22 protein-coding genes are annotated in these 22,572 nt (G+C 58.3%); 5 read left to right on the top strand and 17 right to left on the bottom strand.

Translation table 11 applies throughout. The features are described from left to right. Window positions 1-35 precede the first annotated feature (35 nt). Entirely contained in the window at window positions 36-1,217 is a 1,182-nt protein-coding gene (locus tag ACR0KM_RS05435; protein ID WP_480858117.1) for a Hint domain-containing protein, read from the top strand. 89 nt (window positions 1,218-1,306) lie between these two features. Here ACR0KM_RS05435 and ACR0KM_RS05430 read toward each other — a convergent pair whose 3' ends face one another. The 6 genes from ACR0KM_RS05430 to ACR0KM_RS05405 form a co-directional block, all read right to left on the bottom strand. Further along, window positions 1,307-2,239, bottom strand: coding sequence for an alpha/beta hydrolase (locus tag ACR0KM_RS05430; RefSeq protein WP_480858115.1), 933 nt, complete (start codon window positions 2,237-2,239; stop codon window positions 1,307-1,309). Beyond that, on the bottom strand, window positions 2,236-3,189 hold the full coding sequence (locus tag ACR0KM_RS05425; protein ID WP_480858113.1) for an aldo/keto reductase: 954 nt from the start codon (window positions 3,187-3,189) through the stop codon (window positions 2,236-2,238). Before ACR0KM_RS05425 ends, ACR0KM_RS05430 begins: the two co-directional genes overlap by 4 nt. Then, window positions 3,186-4,076, bottom strand: a complete 891-nt coding sequence (locus ACR0KM_RS05420) for a carbohydrate ABC transporter permease (RefSeq protein ID WP_480858111.1) — start codon at window positions 4,074-4,076, stop codon at window positions 3,186-3,188. Before ACR0KM_RS05420 ends, ACR0KM_RS05425 begins: the two co-directional genes overlap by 4 nt. Before the next feature lie 7 nt (window positions 4,077-4,083). Then, window positions 4,084-4,995 carry a carbohydrate ABC transporter permease gene (locus ACR0KM_RS05415; protein ID WP_480858109.1) on the bottom strand — a complete coding sequence of 304 codons (912 nt, stop codon included), beginning with the start codon at window positions 4,993-4,995 and terminating at the stop codon, window positions 4,084-4,086. 62 nt (window positions 4,996-5,057) lie between these two features. Continuing rightward, entirely contained in the window at window positions 5,058-6,335 is a 1,278-nt protein-coding gene (locus ACR0KM_RS05410) for an ABC transporter substrate-binding protein (protein WP_480858107.1), read from the bottom strand. A 28-nt stretch (window positions 6,336-6,363) separates the two neighbouring features. Then, complete coding sequence (locus ACR0KM_RS05405; RefSeq protein ID WP_480858105.1) at window positions 6,364-7,473, bottom strand: ABC transporter ATP-binding protein; 1,110 nt, start codon at window positions 7,471-7,473, stop codon at window positions 6,364-6,366. Window positions 7,474-7,676: 203 nt separating this feature from the next. Here ACR0KM_RS05405 and ACR0KM_RS05400 point away from each other — a divergent pair, with 203 nt between their 5' ends. Genes ACR0KM_RS05400 through ACR0KM_RS05390 form a run of 3 tightly spaced genes read left to right on the top strand, consistent with a single transcriptional unit; the run spans window position 7,677 to window position 10,335 of the window. Beyond that, the gene (locus ACR0KM_RS05400) at window positions 7,677-8,330 is read left to right on the top strand and encodes a GntR family transcriptional regulator (protein ID WP_480858103.1); all 654 of its coding nucleotides are present in this window, start codon (window positions 7,677-7,679) and stop codon (window positions 8,328-8,330) included. 9 nt (window positions 8,331-8,339) lie between these two features. After that, window positions 8,340-9,500 carry a mandelate racemase/muconate lactonizing enzyme family protein gene (locus ACR0KM_RS05395; protein WP_480858101.1) on the top strand — a complete coding sequence of 387 codons (1,161 nt, stop codon included), beginning with the start codon at window positions 8,340-8,342 and terminating at the stop codon, window positions 9,498-9,500. A 13-nt stretch (window positions 9,501-9,513) separates the two neighbouring features. Continuing rightward, window positions 9,514-10,335, top strand: a complete 822-nt coding sequence (locus ACR0KM_RS05390; RefSeq protein ID WP_480858100.1) for an amidohydrolase family protein — start codon at window positions 9,514-9,516, stop codon at window positions 10,333-10,335. Here the strand turns inward: ACR0KM_RS05390 and ACR0KM_RS05385 are convergent. The 6 genes from ACR0KM_RS05385 to mgrA form a co-directional block, all read right to left on the bottom strand. Further along, window positions 10,332-11,813, bottom strand: coding sequence for a sulfatase-like hydrolase/transferase (locus ACR0KM_RS05385; protein WP_480858097.1), 1,482 nt, complete (start codon window positions 11,811-11,813; stop codon window positions 10,332-10,334). The genes ACR0KM_RS05390 and ACR0KM_RS05385 overlap by 4 nt on opposite strands. 235 nt (window positions 11,814-12,048) lie before the next feature. Continuing rightward, a complete protein-coding gene (locus ACR0KM_RS05380; RefSeq protein ID WP_480858095.1) occupies window positions 12,049-13,341 on the bottom strand; it encodes a TRAP transporter large permease in 1,293 nt (430 codons plus the stop codon). A 23-nt stretch (window positions 13,342-13,364) separates the two neighbouring features. Then, window positions 13,365-13,871: a TRAP transporter small permease gene (locus ACR0KM_RS05375; RefSeq protein ID WP_480820381.1), complete on the bottom strand. Its 507-nt coding sequence runs from the start codon at window positions 13,869-13,871 to the stop codon at window positions 13,365-13,367. A 19-nt stretch (window positions 13,872-13,890) separates the two neighbouring features. Further along, window positions 13,891-14,901: a TRAP transporter substrate-binding protein DctP gene (gene dctP, locus ACR0KM_RS05370; RefSeq protein WP_480858093.1), complete on the bottom strand. Its 1,011-nt coding sequence runs from the start codon at window positions 14,899-14,901 to the stop codon at window positions 13,891-13,893. A gap of 346 nt (window positions 14,902-15,247) precedes the next feature. After that, the gene (locus ACR0KM_RS05365; RefSeq protein WP_480858091.1) at window positions 15,248-16,147 is read right to left on the bottom strand and encodes an NAD(P)-dependent oxidoreductase; all 900 of its coding nucleotides are present in this window, start codon (window positions 16,145-16,147) and stop codon (window positions 15,248-15,250) included. Between the two features lie 24 nt (window positions 16,148-16,171). Then, on the bottom strand, window positions 16,172-17,209 hold the full coding sequence (mgrA, locus tag ACR0KM_RS05360; protein ID WP_480858089.1) for an L-glyceraldehyde 3-phosphate reductase: 1,038 nt from the start codon (window positions 17,207-17,209) through the stop codon (window positions 16,172-16,174). A 272-nt stretch (window positions 17,210-17,481) separates the two neighbouring features. On the opposite strand from mgrA, the gene ACR0KM_RS05355 reads away from it, so the two are divergent. Next, complete coding sequence (locus ACR0KM_RS05355) at window positions 17,482-19,047, top strand: UxaA family hydrolase (RefSeq protein ID WP_480858087.1); 1,566 nt, start codon at window positions 17,482-17,484, stop codon at window positions 19,045-19,047. 324 nt (window positions 19,048-19,371) lie between these two features. Here the strand turns inward: ACR0KM_RS05355 and ACR0KM_RS05350 are convergent, their stop codons facing one another. Genes ACR0KM_RS05350 through napG form a run of 5 tightly spaced genes read right to left on the bottom strand, consistent with a single transcriptional unit; the run spans window position 19,372 to window position 22,550 of the window. Continuing rightward, complete coding sequence (locus ACR0KM_RS05350) at window positions 19,372-19,635, bottom strand: hypothetical protein (protein WP_480820391.1); 264 nt, start codon at window positions 19,633-19,635, stop codon at window positions 19,372-19,374. Window positions 19,636-19,648: 13 nt separating this feature from the next. Next, entirely contained in the window at window positions 19,649-20,341 is a 693-nt protein-coding gene (locus ACR0KM_RS05345; protein WP_480858085.1) for a NapC/NirT family cytochrome c, read from the bottom strand. Window positions 20,342-20,370: 29 nt separating this feature from the next. Continuing rightward, window positions 20,371-20,805, bottom strand: a complete 435-nt coding sequence (locus tag ACR0KM_RS05340) for a nitrate reductase cytochrome c-type subunit (protein WP_480820395.1) — start codon at window positions 20,803-20,805, stop codon at window positions 20,371-20,373. Window positions 20,806-20,817: 12 nt separating this feature from the next. Then, entirely contained in the window at window positions 20,818-21,735 is a 918-nt protein-coding gene (napH, locus tag ACR0KM_RS05335) for a quinol dehydrogenase ferredoxin subunit NapH (RefSeq protein ID WP_480858083.1), read from the bottom strand. Beyond that, complete coding sequence (gene napG / locus ACR0KM_RS05330) at window positions 21,732-22,550, bottom strand: ferredoxin-type protein NapG (RefSeq protein ID WP_480820399.1); 819 nt, start codon at window positions 22,548-22,550, stop codon at window positions 21,732-21,734. Before napG ends, napH begins: the two co-directional genes overlap by 4 nt. Between the last annotated feature and the right edge of the window lie 22 nt (window positions 22,551-22,572).

Genomic DNA, 22,572 nt, shown 5'->3' with positions numbered 1-22,572 from the left:
CGGGACACGAATGGCCCCTGAAGCAGAGTAACGAAATGGCTTTCATCTCCGAGATTCACTACCGGACCGCGGACGTAGATGTCGCTGACAGCACGACCCATGAGTTCGTGGAAATCACTCTGGGGCCAGACGATGATCCCGCCGATTTCGTTGTTTCTTTTTATGGCAATGACGGCGCCCTTATGGATGACGGGGGCGACAACATCGAGGCGACGGGGGTGGTCAATGCCGAAGTCAGATTAAGCGACCTCGTCGGCGTCCCGGATCCGGATAATCCTAACTTCACGATCTATACGATTACGTCCACAAGTGCCGATCGGGAGTTAATCAACGCCACACCTAGCCAAGTGTCCGATGAGGCCAACTATGTTGCACTGACCAACACCTCAACGGGCGAGGTTGACGATGCGATCGGCATCGGAAGCAACGGCCCGATTACACTGACGGGCGGGGCCGCCGACGGTGCAACGACAACCAATGCACCAACGGTCGGGCCCGGTGAGTCGGTTCAATTCGACGAAGACGGCAATAACGTTTCGGGGCCGCGCACGCCGGACAACTCGGAAGTGCCGTGCTTCACCGCCGGCACGCTCATCGCGGTTCCCGGAGGTGTGCGATTGGTGGAAGACCTCGCAATAGGTGATGAGGTTGTCACCCTGAACAATGGCCCGCAGCCCATCCGTTGGGTGGGTCGCCGCTATCTTTCCGCCGCGCAACTCGATGCGAACACCAAACTCAAGCCGATCAGGATTTGTCATCATAGCCTGGGTAATGGTTTGCCAAACCGTGACCTGTTGGTGTCCCGGCAGCATCGCATGCTTGCGTCGTCGCGCATATCCAAGCGCATGTTTGGCGATGCGCATTCACTGGTCGCAGCAATCAATCTGACCGAGATGTCGGGGGTTTCTGTTGTGGATGAGCCAGGTGACATCACCTATTTTCATCTGATGTTCGATCAGCATGAGATCATCTTTGCCGAAGGCGCACCGACAGAAAGCCTGTTTCTTGGCAAACAGGCGCTTGACGCTTTGAGTTCGCAAAGCAGGGAAGAGATATTAGCGATGTTCCCTGAGGTGGCGCGTGAGGGTTTTGCGCCAAATCCTGCAGCCCACCTGCCGATCCAGAAAAGGCAGAAGAATTTAGCCGCGCGACATATCAAGAACAGTGTCCCGCTATTGGATTCAGGTTGGCAATCGCCGCATGCGTCCAATCGCTGACCAAATCCAGATGCCCGTCGCACTCTAGCGTTGCGCGGTCCATCTGAAACATCAGTCGGATGTTTCGCGCCCCGTCGCCTTGCTGGGGCTTATTCGTCTGAAGCAACGCTCAGCCCGAGCAAAAGCGCGTGGATATAGTCGTTGGTCATTTCTTGGCCAATAGATGTGGCGTACCCCTGTATCTCGGCCCCATGAAACACGCCCGGATATGTTTTGATCTGGCAGGTCACACCAGCATCCGTCAGCCGAGTCGCGTATGTGCATATATCGTCAAGAAACAAATCGGCCTCGCCGACGGTCAGAAAGGCGGGCGGTAATCCTGACAGGGTCTTTGCAACCGCAGGAACCGACGAAGCCTGCGGTGGCTTACCAGCAAGATACATATCCCAGGCGGCCAAAGATGTCGCGCGCGGCCAGCGCGGGACGTTCATCTTTCCTGACGCTGTATCGTGGCGGTGGTCGAGCATGGGGTAAAGGAGCAGTTGAAACGCAACCTCAGGTCCGCCCAGATCACGAGTATGCAGTGCAAGGCCTGCTGCCAGCCCGCCACCGGCGCTTGCTCCGCCGATTGCGATGCGCGACCGTGAGATCCCAAGTGCTTGGGCCTCATCTGCCATCCAGTTCAAGACGGCCCATGTATCATCCAGGGCAGCGGGGTAGGGGTGTTCCGGTGCCAGCCGGTAGTCCACTGAGAAGACGCGTACGCCTGCGGTTTCGGCAAACAAGGTTCCGAACCAGGCGTCATTGCCGTGGCCCATCACATAGCCGCCGCCGTGCAGCCAGAGTAACGCGTCTGTGTCATCGTTCGGCTTGGATGGTTTGAACTCGTAAACGTCGATCGTACCATGTTCGGCATCGACCCTGTGGCGTGTTGGTTGTTTTGCGTTGGGAAAAAACGGGGTTGGATCGGCCTCAATTCTGGTTGTGCGATAGTATTCAACAGTCGCCGGCGTAAGCGGTGGTCGATTTGGAGCGGTCTCGAGCAAATACTGAAGTTCGGGGTCGATCCATGGGGTTTTCATTCGTCTGACGTCCCCGCTTTGAGGCCCGCCCAGAAGTCCTGAGGGATTTCGGTTTCGAACCAATCGAGAATTTGATGCAGTTCTGAGGGTGACTTTGGCCCGGGTACCACCGATTTGACGATGGAATGACGCAGGGGGAATTGCAGGGCTGCCGCTCCCAGTTCCACATCCCATGCTTGGCAATAGGCCAGAAGGTTTTGATGCCGCAGCGCCACATCTTCTGGAATTTCGCCGTAGTTGTAGGTGGTTCCGCCCACAAGCATGCCAGAGTTGAAGGGTCCGCCAATCACGATGTCGGTCCCTGTGGCGCTACATGCTTTGAACAGGGCTAACGCATTGGTCCGTTCCAACAATGTATGCCGACCAGCCAGTAGAATGAGATCAAAATCTCCATGCTGTAAAGCATCCTGACAGACCTGTGTTTCGTTCACCCCCAACCCGATCGCGTGTACGTCTTCCGAGCCGCGAAGCTCTTCCATGGCGCGATATCCGCCTTTGTCGAAGAAAGCGGCAAACTGCGCGGGGGCGGCGTCGCGATGGGTTTGCTGGCCTAGGTCGTGGCAGAGAAGGATGTCGATCTTGGATAGTCCAAGCCGTTGAATACTGTGTTCAAAACTGCGCATGATGCCATCGTAGGTATAGTCAAATTCCACACGAAAGGGCATATGCGTCGGTGCTTGGATTTCCGGCTTCAGAAGGCGTCCAACCTTGGTTGAAAGCACAACACCATCCTGTTCGCGCAGCGCGTCCCCCACCAAACGTTCAGACAGTCCGCGCCCATAAAAAGGGGCGGTGTCGTAATATCCGATACCGGCTTTGACGGCTTGTCCCAGCATCTGGCGCGCGTCGGAAAGGGCGTCTGGGGACGCATCAAAGGCCAGTGTTGCGCAGCCCAAACCCAACTCGGACAATTCAAGCCCGGATCGGGTCAGCCTGCGGGTTGGGATCATCCCTTTTCGGCCCCGGCATTCAGGCCCGAGCGCACGTATTTCTGCGACACGAGGAAGACCAGAATGATGGGCAGGACGACCAGAATTGCGGCCTGAATTGCTTCGGGCTGACCGATGGGAAGATTGTTTGCCGCCGCTTGCGGGTTCAGGGCCCCGGAAGAGTTGATCAGCGTGGTCAGACCCACCGGCAGGTTTTGCTTGCTGTCATCCGAGATCAGCACGAAGGCGAGGAAGTAGTTGTTCCAGTTGTTGACGAAGCTGAAGAACGCAACCAGCGCCAGCAGCGGTTTCGCCAGAGGCAGCGCCATGTGAATGAAGCACTGAAAGTGCCCGCAACCGTCGATCCGCGCGCTCTCCACCACGCTTTTGGGCAGCGATGTGGTGTAGTAGATATAAGACAGATAAACGCCGAACGGAAAGAAGGACGAGGCGAGGATCAGCCCCAGATAGGTGTTGGTCAGACCCAGCAGCGTCATCTCAAGAAAGATCGGCAGGATTATCGCCTGCGACGGGGTGATCATAGCCACAAGCGTCATGATCAGGATCAGTTTCCGGCCCCGAAACTCTGACATTGCCAGCGCGTATCCGGCGGGAATACATGAGACCAGTGTCAGCGTCACGCTGCCTACCGTGTAGATGACCGAGTTCAGGGCCCAGGTCAGAATCTGGAAATTGTTGTAGCCTGCGAGGTTCAGAAAGGTTTCTTTCATTGTGGCAAAGCTGCCGAAGGCCAGCGGCGGATCGGAGATCAGCGAGCTTTCGCTGCGCGTGCCCGCAATGAACAGCCACAGCAGGGGCAGACCATAGACCACGACGAAGAAGGCAAGGATCGACCAGATCACAAAGGAGCTGATGCGCAGTTTGTTCTTGGGAAGAAGCGTATCCATGACGGGCCTAGTCGATTTTGTAGAAGCGGGTGGCGAAGATCAGCGTGAAGGCGATGATCAGGGGCAGGACCAGCGACAGCGTACTGATCGCGGCGGCAACGCCGAAATCACCAAAGCGGAAGGCGTAGAAGTAAGCCAGCTGTGTGACCGACCAGTCGGGTTTGTCGAACTGACCACCTGCCAGAGACATCAGCTGAGGCTCGACAAAGATTTGCATCCCGACCGCCAGCGTCATGATCGCCATCAGCGTGATGGTCTTCGAAATCATCGGTATTTTGATCCGAACCGCCATTTGCCACGGATTTGCACCATCAATCCGCGCGGCTTCGAGAATATCGCGGGACAGGCCGGACAACGCGCCGCCTAGAACCACGATCCAGCCGCCCGAATTGCCCAGAAAACCCATCAGCGCAAAGATCCAGACCTCTCCCAAACCGCTGATGGTGCTTTGCCGGTTGTCCCAGCCCACGGCCTCAAAAACAAAGCTGAACGGCGACACCAAGGGGTCCAGCAAGAAAAGCCACAGCACGACAACGGCGGATGAGGCAATCGCGCCGGGCATGAAATAGACCGAGCGTACGATCGCCGCGGGACGCTCGGACAAAGTGTCCAGCAGCAGCGCAAGCAACGTCACGCCGATCACCATCATTGAAACCCAGACCACCACATATTGCAGCACATTCAAGATTGCCGGCACCAGACGATAATCGTTGAGGGCTTCGCGATAATTGGTCAGACCCCAAAATACGTTCTCAAAAGTGTCAAAGAAGCTGAGCCCGAACGCGTAGAGAACGGGAAAGACCGCGAACATGACCATCAGCGCCAGATAAGGCAGCAGCAGCGCATAAGACACCCATGTCTGTCTGCGTGCCGCGCGGCGCTTGCGGGTCTCTCGTTCGGTTTCCGTGAGTGATGGCATGGTCTCTCAGCCCTTTGGACCGGGCGCGCCGCATGTGGGTCGCGGCGCACCCGTTAACGGTTTCAGTCTGTCACGACCTTGTAACCGGCCAGTTGCGCGGCATTTGCAAACTCTTCCTGCAACTGCGGCAGCAGAGATTCAAAGCTTGCGCCGCTGGCCAGATCGTTCACGACCGCCTTGGTAAAGCTGGCGCGTGTGTCCAGCCGCAGGGAAGCGTAGCCCGGATGACCGAACGCGGCCGCATCGACCATGGTTCCGAAGGACCCGTCGGTGCCGTAATAGCCGGACCCGTCAAATGCTTCACCCCATTCGACTGAAGCGGGCTGATAAGCGGGCATGGTCACAGCGGTGCGGTTCACGTCTGCATCGGTGGTCACGAACTTGAGCAGGTCGACAACGGCTTCGGGATGCTCGGTGTCTTTCCAGCCACCCCAGACGCCGCCGCCCCAGCTCCAGATCAGGGGCTCATCCTGTGCCGCCCATTTCGGGGTCATGGCAACGCCGGTCACGCCATCGGCAAATTCATAGCGGCGCTTGATGATGAACTCTCCAAACCATGTAGGGCCGGGGATCATCAGCAGCTTATTGGCCTTCGCCAGTTCCAGAAACTCAGGATCGAACGGCGCGACGCGGGCTAGCGCGCCGGAGTCCAGCATCCGGTCCACCAGTTGCGCAGCTTCGACACACTGGGGCGCGGTTGCGTTGATCTTGAGTGTCTCCGGATCATTCGGCAGTGGCACCGCGAGTTCGCACCCGTTGGAGTAGAGAAAATTCATCAGCGGAATATGCATGGCAACCGCACCGGACACGATGCCCGAGTCATTGGCCGCCGCTGCTGCGCCCACGGCCTCATATTCCTCCCACGTAGTCGGGACGCTGAGGCCCAGTTCGTCCATCAGGGGCTTGTTGTACCACAGCATGAAATGCGCCACGTCGTTGCGCAGACAGATCAGCGATCCGTTGGCCTTTTCGCAGGGGGCCAGTGAGGTGGGGTAAAACCCGTCCACCGTTTCCTGATCCACCTTGTCCGAAAGCTCCATCAGGTAGTTCGCGCGCCGGGTCGAAAGCTGGGCGGCGAAGTTGACATCCTGCATGAAGATCGCGTCGGGAACGCCTTCGCCCGAGCGTAGGGCCAGTTGCAGCTTGGCGACCATTTCGTTGCGGGCAACCGACACGAACTCGACGTCGATGTCGTCGCGGGCTTCGTCGAATGCCTGATAGAAGGGCTCGCGGACCGGGTCGCCCCAGACCAACAGCTTAACCTTGTCTTGCGCGAAAGCACCCGTGGCGCAGATCGCGGCGGCGCATCCGAACGCCAGTGTTTTCAATGTCTTATTCATCCCAATTCCTCCCTCTTGGGCGCGTCAGTTATGGCTTGGCCGGTGAACAACGGTTTCCCTGCGGATTGAAGACATCAATCCGGTCAGCGGAAACCGTCAGAGTAACGGTGGTGTCGGTCTGGATTTTACGTTTCTGAAATGTCTGAACCGTCAGATTCTGGCCCAGACCGGCATTGACATAGGCATAGGTGATATTGCCCAGCCGGTCGGCAATCTCGACGGTTCCCTGAAGGCTGAGCACATTGTCCTGCTGGGTATCGGCCTCGGTGATGTGAAATTCTTCGGGGCGAATACCAAGGTCGATTTGGTCGCCTTCCTGCAGGCCAGATGCGGTCAGGGTAATCTGAGTGTCGGGATGTCCCTCGATCCGGGCAACAACAGCGTCCCCTTCGACGGACAGAACTGTTGCCGCAAGGAAGTTGATCTTGGGCGAGCCGATGAACCCGGCCACGAACTTGTTTGTCGGTGCATTATATAGATCGTCGGGCGAGCCGACCTGTTGAACCTGCCCGTAATCCAGCGCGACGATGCGGTCGGCCAGCGTCATTGCTTCGGTTTGATCATGGGTCACATAGATCATCGTGGCCCCGATCTCACGGTGCAGGGTCTCGATCTCAAGGCGCATTTGAGTGCGAAGGGCCGCGTCAAGGTTCGACAATGGCTCATCAAACAGGAACACTTTGGGCTTGCGCACAATCGCGCGGCCAATGGCAACACGCTGGCGCTGTCCGCCAGAAAGTTGCGCCGGCGAACGGTCGAGCAGCTCATCCAAATGCAGGATGCGCGCGGCCTCCATCACACGTTCATGCACTTCCGACTTGGGCATCTTGGCGAGGCGCAGGTTGAAGGCGATGTTGCCGTAGACGTCCATGTGCGGGTAAAGGGCATAGTTCTGAAACACCATGGCGATGCCGCGATCAGAGGGCTCGTCATAGGTGACGTCATTGCCTTCGATCTCAATGACCCCATCCGTCACTGATTCCAGCCCCGCGATCATGCGCAGCAGCGTGGATTTTCCGCTGCCGGACGGGCCGACAAACACGACAAACTCACCTGCGTCGATGTCAAGGTCGACACCATCGAACAACTCGACGCTGCCGTAGGATTTCTTGATGTTCGACAACGAAACCTGAGCCATGTTTCAGGTCGCCTCCCGGTCTTGATACTGATCCACCCGGCCCGCCAATGCGGTGGGGCGGCTTGGCAGGAGCCTAGACGGGAAAATTCTTTACGGCAAGTTTAAATATATTTAAAATGGCAATTGCGAGATTGACGAAGCCTTTTAAGTCGGCAATCATTAGTCAATTCTGATGCCAGATCAGCCAGGAGCTCTGCGGGGCAATGAAGATAACGCATAAATCCCAGGACCTGGAAAAGTTCGTTCAGGCCATCCTATCCGGGAAAATCAAGGTTGGCGAAGTCGTGCGCCAGGCTGAATTGTGCGAGATTCTTGGAACGTCGATGTCCCCGCTGCGCGAGCTTCTGGTTCTTTTGGAAGAGCTGGATCTGGTTGAGGTGAAGCCGCGCGCCGGTTTCAAGATCATCTATCCAGATCTCGATTTCATGCGCGAAAACATGCAGTTCCGCGTGATGATCGAAAATCACGCGCTGACCTTCTTCATCGATATCGTCACGGATGACTGGATCGAGGATCAGATCACGCGCCACCACGCGGCCCTCCAAGGTCTGGAAACCGCCGAGGACCTGACGGCCCACAACGCGTTCATTCTGGATTTCGACCGCGACTTTCACCGCACCATCGTGGCGTCGATGGAAAACAAGGCGATCACCAAGGCGCATGAATATACGCAGACCAAACTGCGTATCGCCCGACAGGTCCACCGCCGCGTGCCGCCGCGCAAGATTAATATCACCGCGATGCAGGATCATCTGACCATCCTCGAGTCGCTGAAAACGCGTGATCTTGCCCGCGTGCAAAAGGCGCTGGATGCGCATTTCACAACTTCGGCCCGCAACACTCTGGTCGGTTACTAGGACAGCGACATGACCCCCTCTGATCCAGACCCTATCAAGATCGACCGCGTGCAGGCCTTCGCGGTGTCGGCGCGTCCCCCGGTCGGCCCCGAATCCTCGCTTGGCGCCATGCCGGTTCGCAACGGGCTGCTGATCGCGCTGACCTCAACCGATGGCGTTGTCGGCTGGGGTGAGATCTGGTGCAATTTCCCGCCCCGGGGAAATCTGGCGCGGCAAAACCTGATGCAGGATGTGATCGCGCCGCTTTTGATCGGAGCGCAGTTCGATCATTACTCGGACTGTCGCGCAACTCTGGAACAAAGCCTTGCGCGGATGATCATTCACACCGGCGAATACGGGCCGTTTGCCCATTGCCTGTCGGGGATCGACACCGCAATGGCCGATATCGCGGCGCGGCGGCGCGGTGTACCCTTGTCCGCGTTTTTGTCGGCGACCCCACCCGCATCCGTGCCTGTCTATGCCAGCACGCCGAACCTGTCGGATATGAACCGCTCGCTGGAACAGATCATCAGCGACGGGCACCGGGGCGTGAAGCTCAAGATCGGCCACGGGCTGGCCAGGGATCGCGAAATCCTGCGCGATGTCCGCTCGGTTGTCGGGGATCGGCTCGCCATCATGGTCGATGCCAACCAGAACTGGTCAGTGTCCGACGCGATCGAAACCGTGACGGCCTTGTCTGATGCAGGGCTGGGTTTTGTCGAAGAACCCCTGCGGGCCGACGCGCCGCTCAGCGATTGGGCCGAACTGGCGCGGGCGGTGGACGTGCCCATTGCAGGTGGAGAGAACATCACGTCCCTGACGCAGTTTCAGGATTTCATGGATGTGGGAAGGCTGGGTGTCGCCCAGCCGGATGTGGCCAAATGGGGAGGCGTCAGCGGCAGTTTCGCGGTCGGTCAGCACGCGGCAAAAGCGGCGGCCACCTGCACGATGCACTACATGGGCACCGGGCTTGGGCTTGCCGCCTCGCTTCACGTTCTCGCCGCAGTCGGCGGCGAGGGATTGGTGGAGCTGGACGCAAACCCCAATCCGCTGAGAACCGAGTTGGGAGAGATTGACCTGACTGTTTCAGAGGGTCGGCTCGCCGTCCCGAAGGGCCCCGGCATCGGGTTTATGCCGAACACTGGCGCAATAAAGGCCATGTCCGTCGGCAGCTTTGATCTGTCGCTTTGATTGGCGACCCTTCGTGATCGATACGCATGTCCATTTCTGGCATCTGGCGCGAGGCGACTATTCCTGGCTGACTGAGGCGCGTCCAAAGCTGTTTCGCGACTTTCTTCCGACCGATTTTGCGGATGCCATGGCCAAGGCAGGCGTGTCGGGATGCATTGCGGTGCAGGCGGCCCCAACCGAGGATGAAACACGTTATCTTCTTCACCTTGCCGAGCAGCATCCCTGGATCGTCGGTGTCACAGGCTGGACCGATCTGACGTCCGCCGAGATCGACCGGGTGCTTGAGCGTCTTCGGCGGTTCCCCAAGCTGCGGGCGATCCGACCCATGGCGGGTGCCGCGCGCGGGGTCGAGTGGCTTGCGACCCCTGAATATACCGCCGGATTTGCGGCGCTGGCACAGTCAGCGCTTGCTCTGGAAGCGCTGGCCTTACCGCATCATCTCGATTCAGTCGCGGCCGTCGCTCGCGCGCATCCCCATTTGCGCATCGTCATCAACCATGCCGCAAAACCTGCACCAAAGGACTTGCCCGGCTGGTCAATGGCCATCCAACAGTTTGCCGATCTTCGCAATGTATTTTGCAAGGTTTCGGGTTTCACGCAGCAAAGCGTGGAGCCCGATCATCACCGTAAGGTTTTCGAGCACCTGATAAGGGTTTTTGAACCCGCGCGGCTGATGTGGGGCAGCGATTACCCCGTTCTGCTGGAGACCTCTGACTACGGTGAATGGCGGCAGATAACGCGCGACCTTCTCGCCGACCTCACGGCGGATGAGAGGGAGCAAATTCTGCATCGAACAGCACTTGGTTTCTATGGCCGCGCGTCAGACGACAGCTAATCCCGCAGCAGGTAATTCTGATCTTCTTGCAGGTCCCAGCGGCAAGGATCGGCCGGGTTGGTGTTTTCAGCCCATGCCTTGAGCAGCAATTTGTCTGCCTTACGGCGTTCAATCAGATCGCCAATCTCTTGGGGGTCCCAATCCCGCAGGACCAGATTTCGTAGCCTTTCCGCGATCTCGGCATACTCTGGGGCCTGGCTAAGATCGCGCAGTTCCAAAGGGTCGGTTTCCAGATCAAAAAGCTGCGCCGGATAGGTATGGTAGTAGATGAACTTGTATCGACCCTCGATGACGGCACGTTGTTGCACGGCCTGTCCTTCCGCCCAGGCGGGCATGTCATCGGTGCAATACTCAATGAATATGGGTCGCGTTGCTGCGGCATCCGGGTTTGTGATCAGGTCGGCAAAGCTGGTCATGGTTGCGTTCGGCAGCGTCGGTGCATCGACCAGAGACAGGATCGTGTTACCCAACCCGCCCGTCTCGACCGTTTCGCGAATTTCGAGACCGGGCGGGATGTGACCGGGCCAGCGCATGATCAGCGGCACGCGGATCGCGTCGTCATAGAAGGTGTGTTTCCAGAACAGACCACGCTCACCAATGTGATCCCCGTGGTCCGAGACATAGATGACCAGAGTGTTGTCTGCACACCCGATTTGATCCAGCGTCGCCAACAAGTCCCCGATGTGGCGGTCGAGTTGACGAACCAGCGCATAGTAGCTTTGGCGCGCACGCTGAACCTCTTCAGGTGAAACGTCGCCGACCTGTTTCAGCTCGCGCCAGCTGCGGATCCACGGGTGTTCGTCATTCGGAGGGTGGGCAATATGCGGGGCCGGTACGCGTGCGGCGACGGCGTTGAAATCCTGTTCGCTGGCCACATAAGGCGGATGCGGCAGCATGAAACTTGCTGTCAGGCAAAAGGGCTCGTCCCCTTTTCGCTCCGCATGGTCTTGGAGAAACGCGATACTGGCAGCCAAGACATCTTCGTCCATGAGTTGATAAGAGCTTTGGCCGGGTCCCGATTTCTCGATGCTGTCCTTGAAAGGGCCGCTGGTTTTGCTCAGCTTTCCCAGACTGCGCCGCGCTACGCCGGGCCAGCTGGGGCTGTGATCTCCGATTGGGCGCGAGACGTAGCCACGCAGTTGGTCGGGACCAAGTGAGTGCATACGTCCGATCAGAACCGGTTTGTATCCCACAGCGCCAAGACCGTGCAGCCATGTCGGGTGCGCGCTGTCGAGGATATCGTCATTGGTCCAGCAGGTTTGTTCATGTGGTCGCAGACCTGTCAGCATGGACATCCGGGCCGGCAGGCAGACAGGCGACGGGCAATAGGCGCGATCAAAGCGCACCCCGCTCTGGGCAAGCCTGTCGAGGTTCGGAGTATCCGCGCCGATGTCGCCCGCACAGCCCATGATACGGGCAGCATGTTGGTCGCTGAATATGTAAAGGATGTTGGGGCGGTCGGGTGATCCGGGTGTCATGACTTCACCATGCCATGCGCGGAATGGGTTGCCTAGCCAAGACTGCCCGCCAACACTTGCTTGGAAAATACCAAGGTTGAGGTGCGGTGGCGTTCAGTCGCGGCAGGCACAGGTGTTTTGATAGTTCCCTCTCGTGTCAGAGGTTCTGCTGCCTGTACATCCAACATCCTCCGGATCGATACCGGCCAACGCGCTTTCGGTTCCATTCTCTTGGGTGTCTTGCGAGGTCCTCTTGTCAGAACAAGATATCCGGCAGAAACAGGGCTAGCGCCGGGAACAGCGTCAGGATCAGGATAGTGAACAGGTGAATAAGCCAATACGGCACGGTTGCGACCGCAACGCGGCCAAGGCTGACCTCGTTGTTGGTGAGGGCGCTCAGCACCGACAGGTTCAGCCCAACCGGTGGCGTGACCTGGCCGATCTCGATGACAATGGTGATGATGACCCCGATCCAGATCGGATCAAAACCCAGCCCGGTCAACAAGGGAAACACGACCGGCAAAGTCATGATCATCAGGGAAAGGCCGTCGAAAAAGCAGCCCAGTACAAGATAGATCAGCACTACGATCAGCAGCACGCTATAGGTGCCCATCCCGCTTTCCGCCACGACCTCAAGGATCTGTTGCGGCACGCCCAGAATGCTGGTCGATTTCGCCAATATGGTCGCGCCCAGCACCAAAAACCCGACCGAAGCGAACAAGAGAACGGACTGATAGACCGCCTCGATAAGCTTCTTCCAGGTGAGATCACCCCAAATAGACGAGATGATGACGGCCAGCACCACGCCTACTCCGGCTGCTTCGGTGGGTGTGGCCAGCCCGCCCACAATGCTGCCGATGACTGCAATGATCAGCGCCAGCAACGGCCAGATCTGTTTGAAGCCCGCCAGTGTTTCGCGCAGGGGTAACGGGGTCTCATCGCGGGGGGCGATGGCCGGGTTTCTGGCGCTTTTCACGAACAGGTAGGCCATGAACATCAGCCCAACCAGAAAACCCGGGATGATACCGGCAGCGAACAGGCGACCGATCGAGGTTTCGGTCAGCGCGCCATAGATCAGGAACGACAGGCTGGGCGGGATCAACAGGCCAAGCGTACCGCCGCCCGCCAGACTGCCCACAATCGTATCCTTGTCATAGCCACGTTTGGACATCTCAGGATAAGCGACCGAGCCCACCGCCGCAGCCGTTGATAGGCTGGAACCGCTGACCGCTCCGAACAGGGTACAGACGGCGATATTGGTGTGCAGCAGTCCCCCCGGGATGCGGCGAAACAGCGGAGAGAATGCGGAATACGCCCGTTCACTGATACCACTGCGCAAAAGCACCTCGCCCAGCAAGATGAACATCGGAACCGCGCTGAGCGTGAATGAGTTAAAGACGCTCCAGATCGCGTCTACGGCGAGCGATGTGGCCCCGTTCGAGAAGAAATGCAGGATCAGAAGCCCGGTCAGGCCAAGGGCCGCCCCAAGCGCCACGCCCGTACCGGCGGTGGCAACCAGCGCACCTGTCAACGTAAGCCAGAATGACATGTAGAGGCCTCTTTTGCCGGGGATTATTCGATGTCAGCGTCGGTATCGGGCACCCGGTCCAGCACGCCGACCAGCCGCGCCACCAAGATGGACATGGTCAGCGCAAGCGACAGCGGCATCAGCGCCATCCATGGCCAAAGCAGTATCCGAGTGGTTTCGGTTTTGAGGCTGCGCTTGAACGCGAACTCGAACCAGGGGATTGTCTCGACGATCAGCCAGAGGAAAAATGCGATGCCGACCAGAAGGGCTGCGATCTGCATCGCGTCATGCAGTCTGCCTTTCAGCATATCTGCCAGCAGGGACACGCGAACATGCTTGGCGCGCAGCGTTACCATCGGCAGGCCCAGAAACAGCGAAACACTCAGCAACAGGCCAACGACTTCTTCGGTAATATGCAGCGGTGTGTTGGCGAATTTGCGCATCAGAACGCTGGTCACGATAAGACCGACGATCGCGATCATCCCCAAAGCCGCCGCAGCAGCGCAGGCAAGGGCCAGACGATCGAGCCCCTGCGCAATGATGTGTTTCAAACCTCGGCCCATCTGAGGGTCAGCGGCCCAACGCTGTCAGGACACGCTCGCGATAGGCAGGCGCATTGCCACCAGCCTCTTCTGCAAGCTCGGCCCAGATTTCGGTGACATTCGACACAAACAGGTCACGGTCTTCCTGCGAGAAATCTTCACCCCAGGTCACGCCTTCCTCGCTCAGCTTGTCGCGCGCGGCCAGTTCGCGTTCGAAGTCGTCTTCATATTGATTTGTGCGCTCCCACAAGGCGTCAGCTGCCGTTGCAATCGCCGCTTTGGTGGCGTCGTCTGTGGCTTCCCACTTATCGGTGGCCACGCCGATCACGTAAGGACCGGACGCCATCGGATATAGGAAGGACGCATATTTGGCGACCTCCTGCAAAGAGACCGTGTGTGCGTAAAGTGCCGGATAGAGCGCACAGTCGACCACGCCGGTTTTCAGCGCCACATACATCTCTTCCTGCGGAATGATCTGCGCGGCCACACCGAGGCGTGTGAAGGTTTCGACCTGATCCCGTGCCCAGACGCGCAGCTTCTTCGACTTCAGCGCGTCGATAGTGCGCACAGGCTCATCCCGGCAGAAGACCGAGACCGAAAGCATCGGGATCGGAACATAGCCTACCGAGGTCACGCCCCAATCGGTAAACTCCTCTTCGTAGATTTCGCGGACGGTCGGGATTGCTTTCTCGAACTCTTCGATCGAACCGATGGTGCCCTGAACCACAACCGAGCTGAGCGCAGGTGCGTCGCGCCCCAGATAGTTCGCCCAGATCAGGCTCATCTCAACCGCGCCTTTGGGCAGGAACCGGAGGGTGTCGGTATTGGGCAGGCCCAGCGAACCTCCGCTATAGAGCTTCAGTTCGTTCTCACCCTCAAGGGCGGCGTTTACCTCTTCGACAAAGCGTTCCAATTCCGCGGTTTCGGGGCGGGTCTCGGGCAGGAAATTGTTAAAGCGCCACTCCTCGGCAGTGGCGACGGCGGCGACTGACAGGAAGGCTACCGCGCTGGCGGTTGCGGTTTTGAAAACTCTCTTCATGCTTTTCTCCCTAATTGAAAACTCTGTGGTTCATCTGTCTTCATGCTTTTTGAGTTATCTGCCTTCAACGGGCGAATTTGATCTCTGGTTTGAGGTAGATAAGCGTTATCACGGACTGCCGGTTGCAAGCATAGAAAGAGACACGCTTCTTGCAAGGCCCAGCTGTGTTCCCATACCAGCGCGGTATCAGATGAGACATCGTTCGAAAGCTGCTCTCTTCTGGATGAGCGTTCAAAGACTACTCACCTGGGATAGATGGTCGGCTTGTATTGAATGGATTATCGTTCGCAATTGACCCAGGCTAATTGGTCAAGGAATGCTTGCGGAAGTTGGGGGACAGCTAGCGCTACTTACCCCTGTCCAACCCATTCATCTGCGCGATGAAATCCGCCAGCATCGGTAGGTAGCGCTCTCCCTGTCCCGCAGCATCCATTGCTGCAAATGCGTTCCGCACATCCGCCTGCATCGGGTTGAGGGCCCCGACACTGTTGGCCAGGTTGGTCAGATACCGCATGTCCTTGTGGGCATTCGTGATGCTGAATTTGTGGGCGTTCTCATCCCGCTCCAGTGTCCATTTCATGAAAGTCTCATAGAACCCGTTCGACAAACGACCCGGACGGATGATGGAGTCCACTTGCTCGACGGTCAGGCCTGATTTCTCGGCGATCGCCAGCGCTTCGGAATAGAGCGCTGCGTAGCCCAGTGAGATGAAGTTGTTGATCAGCTTCATCTTGTGCCCCAGACCAACCTCGCCCAGATGCACGGCCATCCCCGACCAGCATTCCAGAACTGGTTTGATCCTTTCGAATGTTTCCGGCGTTGCGCCGACCATCGCATCCAGCGTGCCCGCTTCGGCCTCTACCGGAGTTTTCGCCAGAGGTGCGTCGGCCAATTCCATACCTGCCGCGCGCAGTTCAGCGGCCAGTTGCAGGGTTGAGACCGGATCAGAGGTCGAGCAATCAATAACGATCAGGCCCTCTTTGCCAGACGCCAAAATCCCCTCGGGGCCGCGCACGATTTGTTCCACTTGCGGGCTGCCGGACACGCATAGGTGGATGATATCGCACTGGTCGGCCATGTCCCTGGCCGATTTGACCTCGGTCGCACCGCGCTGCAGCAGATCATCGACGGGGGTACGGTTGCGGTGGCCCATCACAACCAGCGGATAGCCTTTCTGGACGATGTTCTTGGCCATGCCGTGCCCCATCAGGCCGACACCAATGAAACCTATGACAGGCTTGTTCATGCTCGTTTCCTTGTTCAAAGCGGATTATGCGTTCGAGGATTGCGACCACAGATTGACGTCGCCATTGGCGGAATAGAGGTCAATTTCGGCCAGCTCATCGGGTGTAAATTCGATGTTTCTCAGGGCACCCACGCAATCAATGATCTGGTCTGATCTTGAGGCCCCGATCAGCGCCGTTGTAATTCCACCGTCGCGCAAAACCCATGCCAGTGCCATCTGGGCCAACGTTTGCCCCCGACGTTGGGCAATGGCATCCAGGCTGCGCAGGTTTTCGATGGTTTTGTCGGTCAGCAAGTCCGGATTCAGCGATTTATCATCTGCGGCCCGACTGTCCTGAGGGACGCCATTCAGGTACTTGCCGGTCAGCATTCCTTGCGCCAGCGGGGTGAACGCAATTGACCCGATGCCAAGCTCTTTCAGAGTATCTTTCAGCCCGTCCGTCTCGACCCATCGGTTGATCATGTTGTAGCTGGGCTGATGAATGACGCAGGGTGTGCCCAGATCCTTCAGGATGGCAGCCGCTTCGCGCGTGCGCTGCGAGTTGTAGGACGATATCCCGACATAAAGCGCCTTTCCGGACCGCACGATCTGATCCAGCGCGCACATCGTCTCTTCCAGCGGGGTGTTGGGGTCAAACCGGTGTGAATAGAAGATGTCGACATAGTCGAGGCCCATGCGTTTAAGGCTCTGATCGCAAGACGCGATCAGGTATTTGCGGCTGCCCCATTCGCCGTAAGGCCCGGGCCACATATCGTAACCGGCCTTGGATGAGATAATCAACTCATCCCGGTATCCGGCGAAATCCGTTGCCAGGATTTGCCCAAAGGCCTCCTCGGCGCTGCCCGGAGGTGGGCCATAATTGTTGGCCAGATCAAAATGCGTGATACCCAGATCAAAAGCTGTCCGACATAGCTCTTGCTTAAGGCCATGTGGCTTGTCCGATCCGAAGTTATGCCATAGCCCCAGCGAGATCGCAGGCAACTTCAGCCCGCTGTTGCCGCAGTGGTTATAGATCATGTCGTCGTATCGGCCCGCGCGGGGCACGTAGGAACTTCTAGCCATAACAAGCAGTCCTTTAAGATGAGCTGGCGAGGTCTTCACGACCCTGTGTGGTGGTGCATGTCCCGCATTGCCCGAAACCTACACTGTATGGGGGCGTCACATAAACAACTTTCACCCGCCTGATAACGATGTCTTGAACACAGACTTACAAGCGAATGCCGCGTTCGACCCATTGGCAGGGCTGTTGTTTTGGCGGCTATGGCGCTATCACAGACGCGAAGTTGTTTTGCGGGCTGCGTGTGGACGGACTTGCAGATTGCCGTTCAGTCCGCATGACAACGAAGAACCTGGAACAAGTCGGGAAATTCGGAATGGGTGCGATCAATGGCGGCGATCTGATCCGTCTCCAAGAGGCTGATAACATCGTCATCGCGGCCCGTACACTGGATGCCGGGGTGGAATTGGCCGGGATCACACTGACCAATCCGGTGCCGTCAGGACACAAGATCGCAACACAGGATATTGCGCAGGGCGATGCCGTTCGCAAATACGGGCAAGTGATCGGGTTTGCATCCGCAGACATCCAGGCCGGAGAGCATGTGCACTCTCACAATCTGCAATTCGAGCCGCTCGAACTTGATATGCGTGTGGGGCAAGATCTCAAAGATGTTGACTTCGTGCCCGAGCCAGACCGTGCCCAGTTCATGGGGTATCATCGTCCCAACGGCCAGGTGGGCACGCGCAATTTCATCGCCGTGCTGACATCGGTGAACTGTTCGGCCACCGCAGCACATATGATCGCTGCCGAAATCACGGATGACGAACTGTCCGAGTACGAAAATGTCGATGGGGTCGCCGCGTTTTCGCACGGAACTGGCTGCGGGATGGCGATGAACAGCGATGGGTTCGCCAACCTGCAACGGGTGCTTTGGGGCTATGCGCGAAATCCCAATGTCGGCGGTGTTCTGTTCGTCGGCTTGGGGTGTGAAGTCAACCAGATCGATTTTCTACTTGAAGCTTATGGCTTGTCGCAGGGGCCGCGGGTCCGGACCATGAATATTCAGAACATGGGCGGGCTGCGCCAGACGGTCGAGGCGGGTCTGCGCGAAGTGCGTGAGATGTTGCCGATCGTCAACGCGGATCGGCGCGCTTTGGCCCCCGTGTCAGAAATCACGTTGGCGCTGCAATGTGGCGGTTCGGACGGCTGGTCAGGTGTGACGGCAAACCCGGCGCTTGGATATGCGGCGGATTTGCTCGTGCGTAACGGCGGCACGGCTGCTTTGGCCGAGACGCCAGAGATTTATGGCGCGCAGCATCTGTTGACCTGCCGCGCCCGGGACGAAACCACCGCCGCCAAGCTGATTGAACGCATTGAATGGTGGGAACGGTATACGGACATCAATGGCGGCTCGATGGACAACAATCCGTCGCCGGGCAACAAGCGAGGTGGTCTGACAACCATTCTCGAGAAATCTCTGGGCGCGGTGGCCAAAGGTGGGACCACACCGCTGAACGGAGTTTACCGCTATGGAGAGCCGATCGATACGAAAGGGTTCGTTTTCATGGACAGCCCCGGCTATGATCCGGTCTCGATTACGGGTCAAATTGCCTCGGGCTGCAATATGGTAGTCTTTACGACGGGGCGCGGCTCTGCCTTCGGCTCCAAGCCCGCGCCGACGATCAAGGTGGGGTCGAACTCGGCGCTATGGGGCCGGATGCCGGAGGATATCGACCTGGACGCAGGTGTCATTGTCTCGGAAGGGCAGGGCGTCGAGGCGGTTGGCGAAGCACTGTTCCAACGTATCATCGAGGTCGCCTCAGGTCAGCCCAGCAAATCCGAGGCGCAGGGTTTGGGTGATCATGAATTCGTTCCCTGGCAGATTGGCGCGGTCATGTAACGACTGTAACCTGCAGTCATGATCCTTTGGGCTGAGAAGCTGTATGTCCTCGCTGGGCGGGCTGCCGGACGTTACTGAACATGACTTCCGAGCGGCAATTCGATTTGCCCCAGTTCAGGCTGGAACAATGACGTCCGTTTCAGAGTCGGCACTTTGGCATCTGAGCAAACTTCTTAAGTTCGGGACCCATTGATCTCCGAGGAGCATCGTGGCCAGTCTGAAAGACTGGCGGCGTATCGCCGCAAGCTACGAAAGACCCCTGAAAGTCTTCCCAGCAGCCGCGCACACGCCGCACTCGTCATTTATGGGCTATAAGCTCTGAACTTAAGGTCTGGCTTGCGTTCCTTTAATTCGGATAGCGCTGCCTAAGCTGCCGGCACATACGCCAACCAGTATTGCGATCACGAGCTCAAGCGCTTCGATGTGAGCGAATTGGAAACCGGCAAAGACCAGTGTTTCCAACACCCCGACAAGTCCACCCAACGCAGCGCCTAGCCACACTTGTCTGGTCATCATTCCCAGCGCCAGCCCGAGTATACCGGGCAGGCTGAGGATGTTGCCACCGATGGTTCCGAGTATCTCTAACATCTCTGCGCTCTCCTTAGTCCGAGCTGTTGTTCAGGAACGTGCGGATATCGTCACCGTCCGCGGCTGCATGTTCCTGCAGAACCTCACCGTCTACCGCGTCTGCAATTTTCTGGTAGGTTTCCAGATAATTGGGCGGGAGGCTGTGGGCGATACCCTGGTGGCAGTCGATACAGGTCATGCCGGTATCAATCGCGCGATGGTGTTCTGAGGCGGCGCGGTTTTCCTGCAATGTGAAGTCCATATAGTCGAAGTTGTGACAGTTGCGGCACTCGCGGCTATCGGATTCCTTCATCTTCTTCCACACAGCCGACGCCATGGTCAGGCGGTGGTCTTCGTATTTCTCGGGCGTGCTGATGGTGCCTGCCAACTCGTGGTACACGTCCTTGACCGCCATGATCTTCGCTTTGATCTTGTGGTTCCATTCATCCGGCACGTGGCAGTCCGAGCAGATTGCGCGCACGCCCGAATGGTTGTTGTAGTGGATCGTCTCGCGGTATTCGCCCAGATTGGTCTCCATCGTATGGCAGGACACACAGAATTCTTCAGTATTGGTCAGTTCCAGCGTCCAGTGAAAGCCACCCCAGAACACGATGCCCGCCAGAAATCCGGCCAATATCAGGAACCCGGAACTGAACAGGACTGCCGGGGTCCAGAATGCGTTCCAGATGCGACCAATCCAGCCGCGTTTTTCAGGGGAGTCGGCCATTGCGGTGCTCCTTTCAGACTTGCGATGGATTAGTTGCCAGAGGATTCAAACACGTTCTCGATCAATGCCGGGGCATCGGCCTGAGGAACGTGGCACTGATTGCAGAAGTACCGGGTCCCTGCGATCTGATCCAATTCGCGACCTTCGCGGTCCAGATAGTGGGTCATCGACAAGGTCGGAGCATTGCGCTCGCCCGCCTTGGTCCAGTCATGGCAGGACAGGCATTGATTGGTGCGCAGATCGATCTGGTATTGCTCGACCGAGTGGGGGATCAGCGGCGGCTGTTGACGGTAGTTGCGCACCATGCGGCCTTCGACTGTTTTGTGGACGTCGTCCAATGGGATGAGTTCATCAACGTCAGCCCCGCGCAGGGTCTCCACCTGGGCAGATTGGGCAAGGGCGAACCCGCTCAAGAGTATGACGGGGATCAGGGCGGCGACGCCTGTAAGGATTGGCTTGTTCATCTGGGCACTCCCTTAAATAGGTCTGGCTGCGCGCGGCTGTGGCGCGGGATCGGGATCGGAAGGTGCGGCGACCTGGTCGTCGAACCGGTGAGTGAAAGTGAAAACGTCAACGGCGCATACATCGATGCAGCGTCCGCAATTTGTACAATCGGGTGACAGGATCAGAGGGGTGCTGTCCTCTTTACCCCTGAGCGCGGGTGATATGACGTGGTTTTCCGGGCAGACGGCAAAGCAATCCATGCAATCGTCACATGCGGCGCGGTTGGGGGCGCTTACGCGCAACAAGGCTTTGGTTCCGACCAGCCCGTAGAAGGCCCCGACCGGGCAGACATGGCCGCACCACCCATGGCGCGAAACAAAAAGGTCGAACAGAAAGATCGCAATGACCATGGTCCAGACGAAACCCATGCCAAAAATCAGGCCGCGATGCAGCATGGTAATCGGATTGACCATTTCCCACGCGATCGCGCCGCTAAGGCCGGAAACGATCAGGACCGTTGCCATGATCCAAAGGCGTGTACCGCGTTTGGGCTGCCAACCTTTCTGCAGGCCCAGCTTGCGGTGCAACCAATGCGCGCCGTCCGTCACCGGGTTGATCGGGCACACCCACGAGCAATAGACGCGGCCCCCAATCAGGGCGTAAGTGACCAGAACGATTGCAGCGCCGATGGCCGCAGTCAGTTCTGGCCAGTGCCCGGCCACAAGGCTCTGCAGGAATACAAACGGGTCGGTCAGTGGTAGCACGCCAAGGGTCAGCGACCCCGCCAGCGTGCCTTGCACAACCCAGATGCCAAACCACGGGCCCAACAGAAACAACAGCAGAAAGAACAGCTGGCTGGTTCTGCGCAGCAGCAGGTACTTGTGGGCACCCAGCCAGCCCTTGGCCTCAAGGGCTTCCTGTCCCACTGGAAGATGTGTGCGGGCGGTCATTGCGTCACCCCCGGCAGCTTGAAAACAGGCTCGAACCCACCCGGTGCGACAAGGTTGTCGGTGCCCGGCCCCGGTAAACGATCCGGCAGGTCTATGATGCCCTCGACGATCGGCGCGCCTTTGGCCTCTTTCTCTTCCCAGCCGCGACGGTAGTGCTCTGCGCTGCTGCCGCGCGCAAGCCGCGCGGGCAGAACCTTGATTGCGGCCTCGGGCAGGACGCAGCTTTTCTCGCACATGCCGCAGCCGGTGCAGCGGTCGGCATGGACCGTCGGGATGAACACCGCATGGTGGCCCGAACGCGCATTATGTTCGGTTTCCAGCGTGATCGCCTCGTCGATGACGGGGCAGACGCGGTAACAGACGTCGCAGCGCAGGCCGAGGAAGTTCAGGCAGTTCTCCTGATCCACCAGCACGGCCACGCCCATCTCGGCATCGTCGATATTGTCCAGCCCGGGGTCCAGCGCCCCGGTTGGGCAGGCGGCGACGCAGGGGATGTCGTCGCACATCTCGCAGGGCACGTCGCGCGCTGTGAAATAGGGCGTGCCGGTGGCGACGGCATCGACACCCAACTCGGCCAGTTTCAGCGTGTCATAAGGGCACTCTCGCACGCACAGACCACAGCGAATACAGGCGGACAGGAAGTCTTGTTCAGGCAGGGCACCGGGCGGCCGCAATGCTTCGGCAGGCAAGGCCCGTGCATCGCGGGCCAGATAGGCCAGCAATGATCCGGCGGCCACACAACCGCCTGCCGCCCGCGCCGCATCCTGTAGGAAGCGACGCCGGTTTGGCGCAAGGGGTTTGCCTGCAGAAGACATGGGAACAACCTTTGCCTTACTT

The organism is Ruegeria sp. G10, assembly GCF_056533645.1.
Note: the sequence above shows the minus strand (reverse complement) of the source record. Positions and strands in the feature narration are given on the sequence as shown.

Excerpts from the sequence above, each read along its gene's own strand:
- ACR0KM_RS05395 (WP_480858101.1), top strand. The coding sequence starts at position 8,340 with ATGACCCCCTCTGATCCAGACCCTATCAAGATCGACCGCGTGCAGGCC.
- ACR0KM_RS05355 (WP_480858087.1), top strand. The coding sequence starts at position 17,482 with ATGACAACGAAGAACCTGGAACAAGTCGGGAAATTCGGAATGGGTGCG.
- napG (WP_480820399.1), bottom strand. The coding sequence starts at position 22,550 with ATGTCTTCTGCAGGCAAACCCCTTGCGCCAAACCGGCGTCGCTTCCTA.
- ACR0KM_RS05365 (WP_480858091.1), bottom strand. The coding sequence starts at position 16,147 with ATGAACAAGCCTGTCATAGGTTTCATTGGTGTCGGCCTGATGGGGCAC.
- ACR0KM_RS05345 (WP_480858085.1), bottom strand. The coding sequence starts at position 20,341 with ATGGCCGACTCCCCTGAAAAACGCGGCTGGATTGGTCGCATCTGGAAC.
- ACR0KM_RS05430 (WP_480858115.1), bottom strand. The coding sequence starts at position 2,239 with ATGAAAACCCCATGGATCGACCCCGAACTTCAGTATTTGCTCGAGACC.
- napH (WP_480858083.1), bottom strand. The coding sequence starts at position 21,735 with ATGACCGCCCGCACACATCTTCCAGTGGGACAGGAAGCCCTTGAGGCC.
- ACR0KM_RS05380 (WP_480858095.1), bottom strand. The coding sequence starts at position 13,341 with ATGTCATTCTGGCTTACGTTGACAGGTGCGCTGGTTGCCACCGCCGGT.
- ACR0KM_RS05400 (WP_480858103.1), top strand. The coding sequence starts at position 7,677 with ATGAAGATAACGCATAAATCCCAGGACCTGGAAAAGTTCGTTCAGGCC.
- ACR0KM_RS05425 (WP_480858113.1), bottom strand. The coding sequence starts at position 3,189 with ATGATCCCAACCCGCAGGCTGACCCGATCCGGGCTTGAATTGTCCGAG.
- ACR0KM_RS05435 (WP_480858117.1), top strand. The coding sequence starts at position 36 with ATGGCTTTCATCTCCGAGATTCACTACCGGACCGCGGACGTAGATGTC.
- mgrA (WP_480858089.1), bottom strand. The coding sequence starts at position 17,209 with ATGGCTAGAAGTTCCTACGTGCCCCGCGCGGGCCGATACGACGACATG.
- ACR0KM_RS05385 (WP_480858097.1), bottom strand. The coding sequence starts at position 11,813 with ATGACACCCGGATCACCCGACCGCCCCAACATCCTTTACATATTCAGC.
- ACR0KM_RS05350 (WP_480820391.1), bottom strand. The coding sequence starts at position 19,635 with ATGTTAGAGATACTCGGAACCATCGGTGGCAACATCCTCAGCCTGCCC.
- ACR0KM_RS05340 (WP_480820395.1), bottom strand. The coding sequence starts at position 20,805 with ATGAACAAGCCAATCCTTACAGGCGTCGCCGCCCTGATCCCCGTCATA.
- ACR0KM_RS05405 (WP_480858105.1), bottom strand. The coding sequence starts at position 7,473 with ATGGCTCAGGTTTCGTTGTCGAACATCAAGAAATCCTACGGCAGCGTC.
- ACR0KM_RS05415 (WP_480858109.1), bottom strand. The coding sequence starts at position 4,995 with ATGCCATCACTCACGGAAACCGAACGAGAGACCCGCAAGCGCCGCGCG.
- dctP (WP_480858093.1), bottom strand. The coding sequence starts at position 14,901 with ATGAAGAGAGTTTTCAAAACCGCAACCGCCAGCGCGGTAGCCTTCCTG.
- ACR0KM_RS05410 (WP_480858107.1), bottom strand. The coding sequence starts at position 6,335 with ATGAATAAGACATTGAAAACACTGGCGTTCGGATGCGCCGCCGCGATC.
- ACR0KM_RS05420 (WP_480858111.1), bottom strand. The coding sequence starts at position 4,076 with ATGGATACGCTTCTTCCCAAGAACAAACTGCGCATCAGCTCCTTTGTG.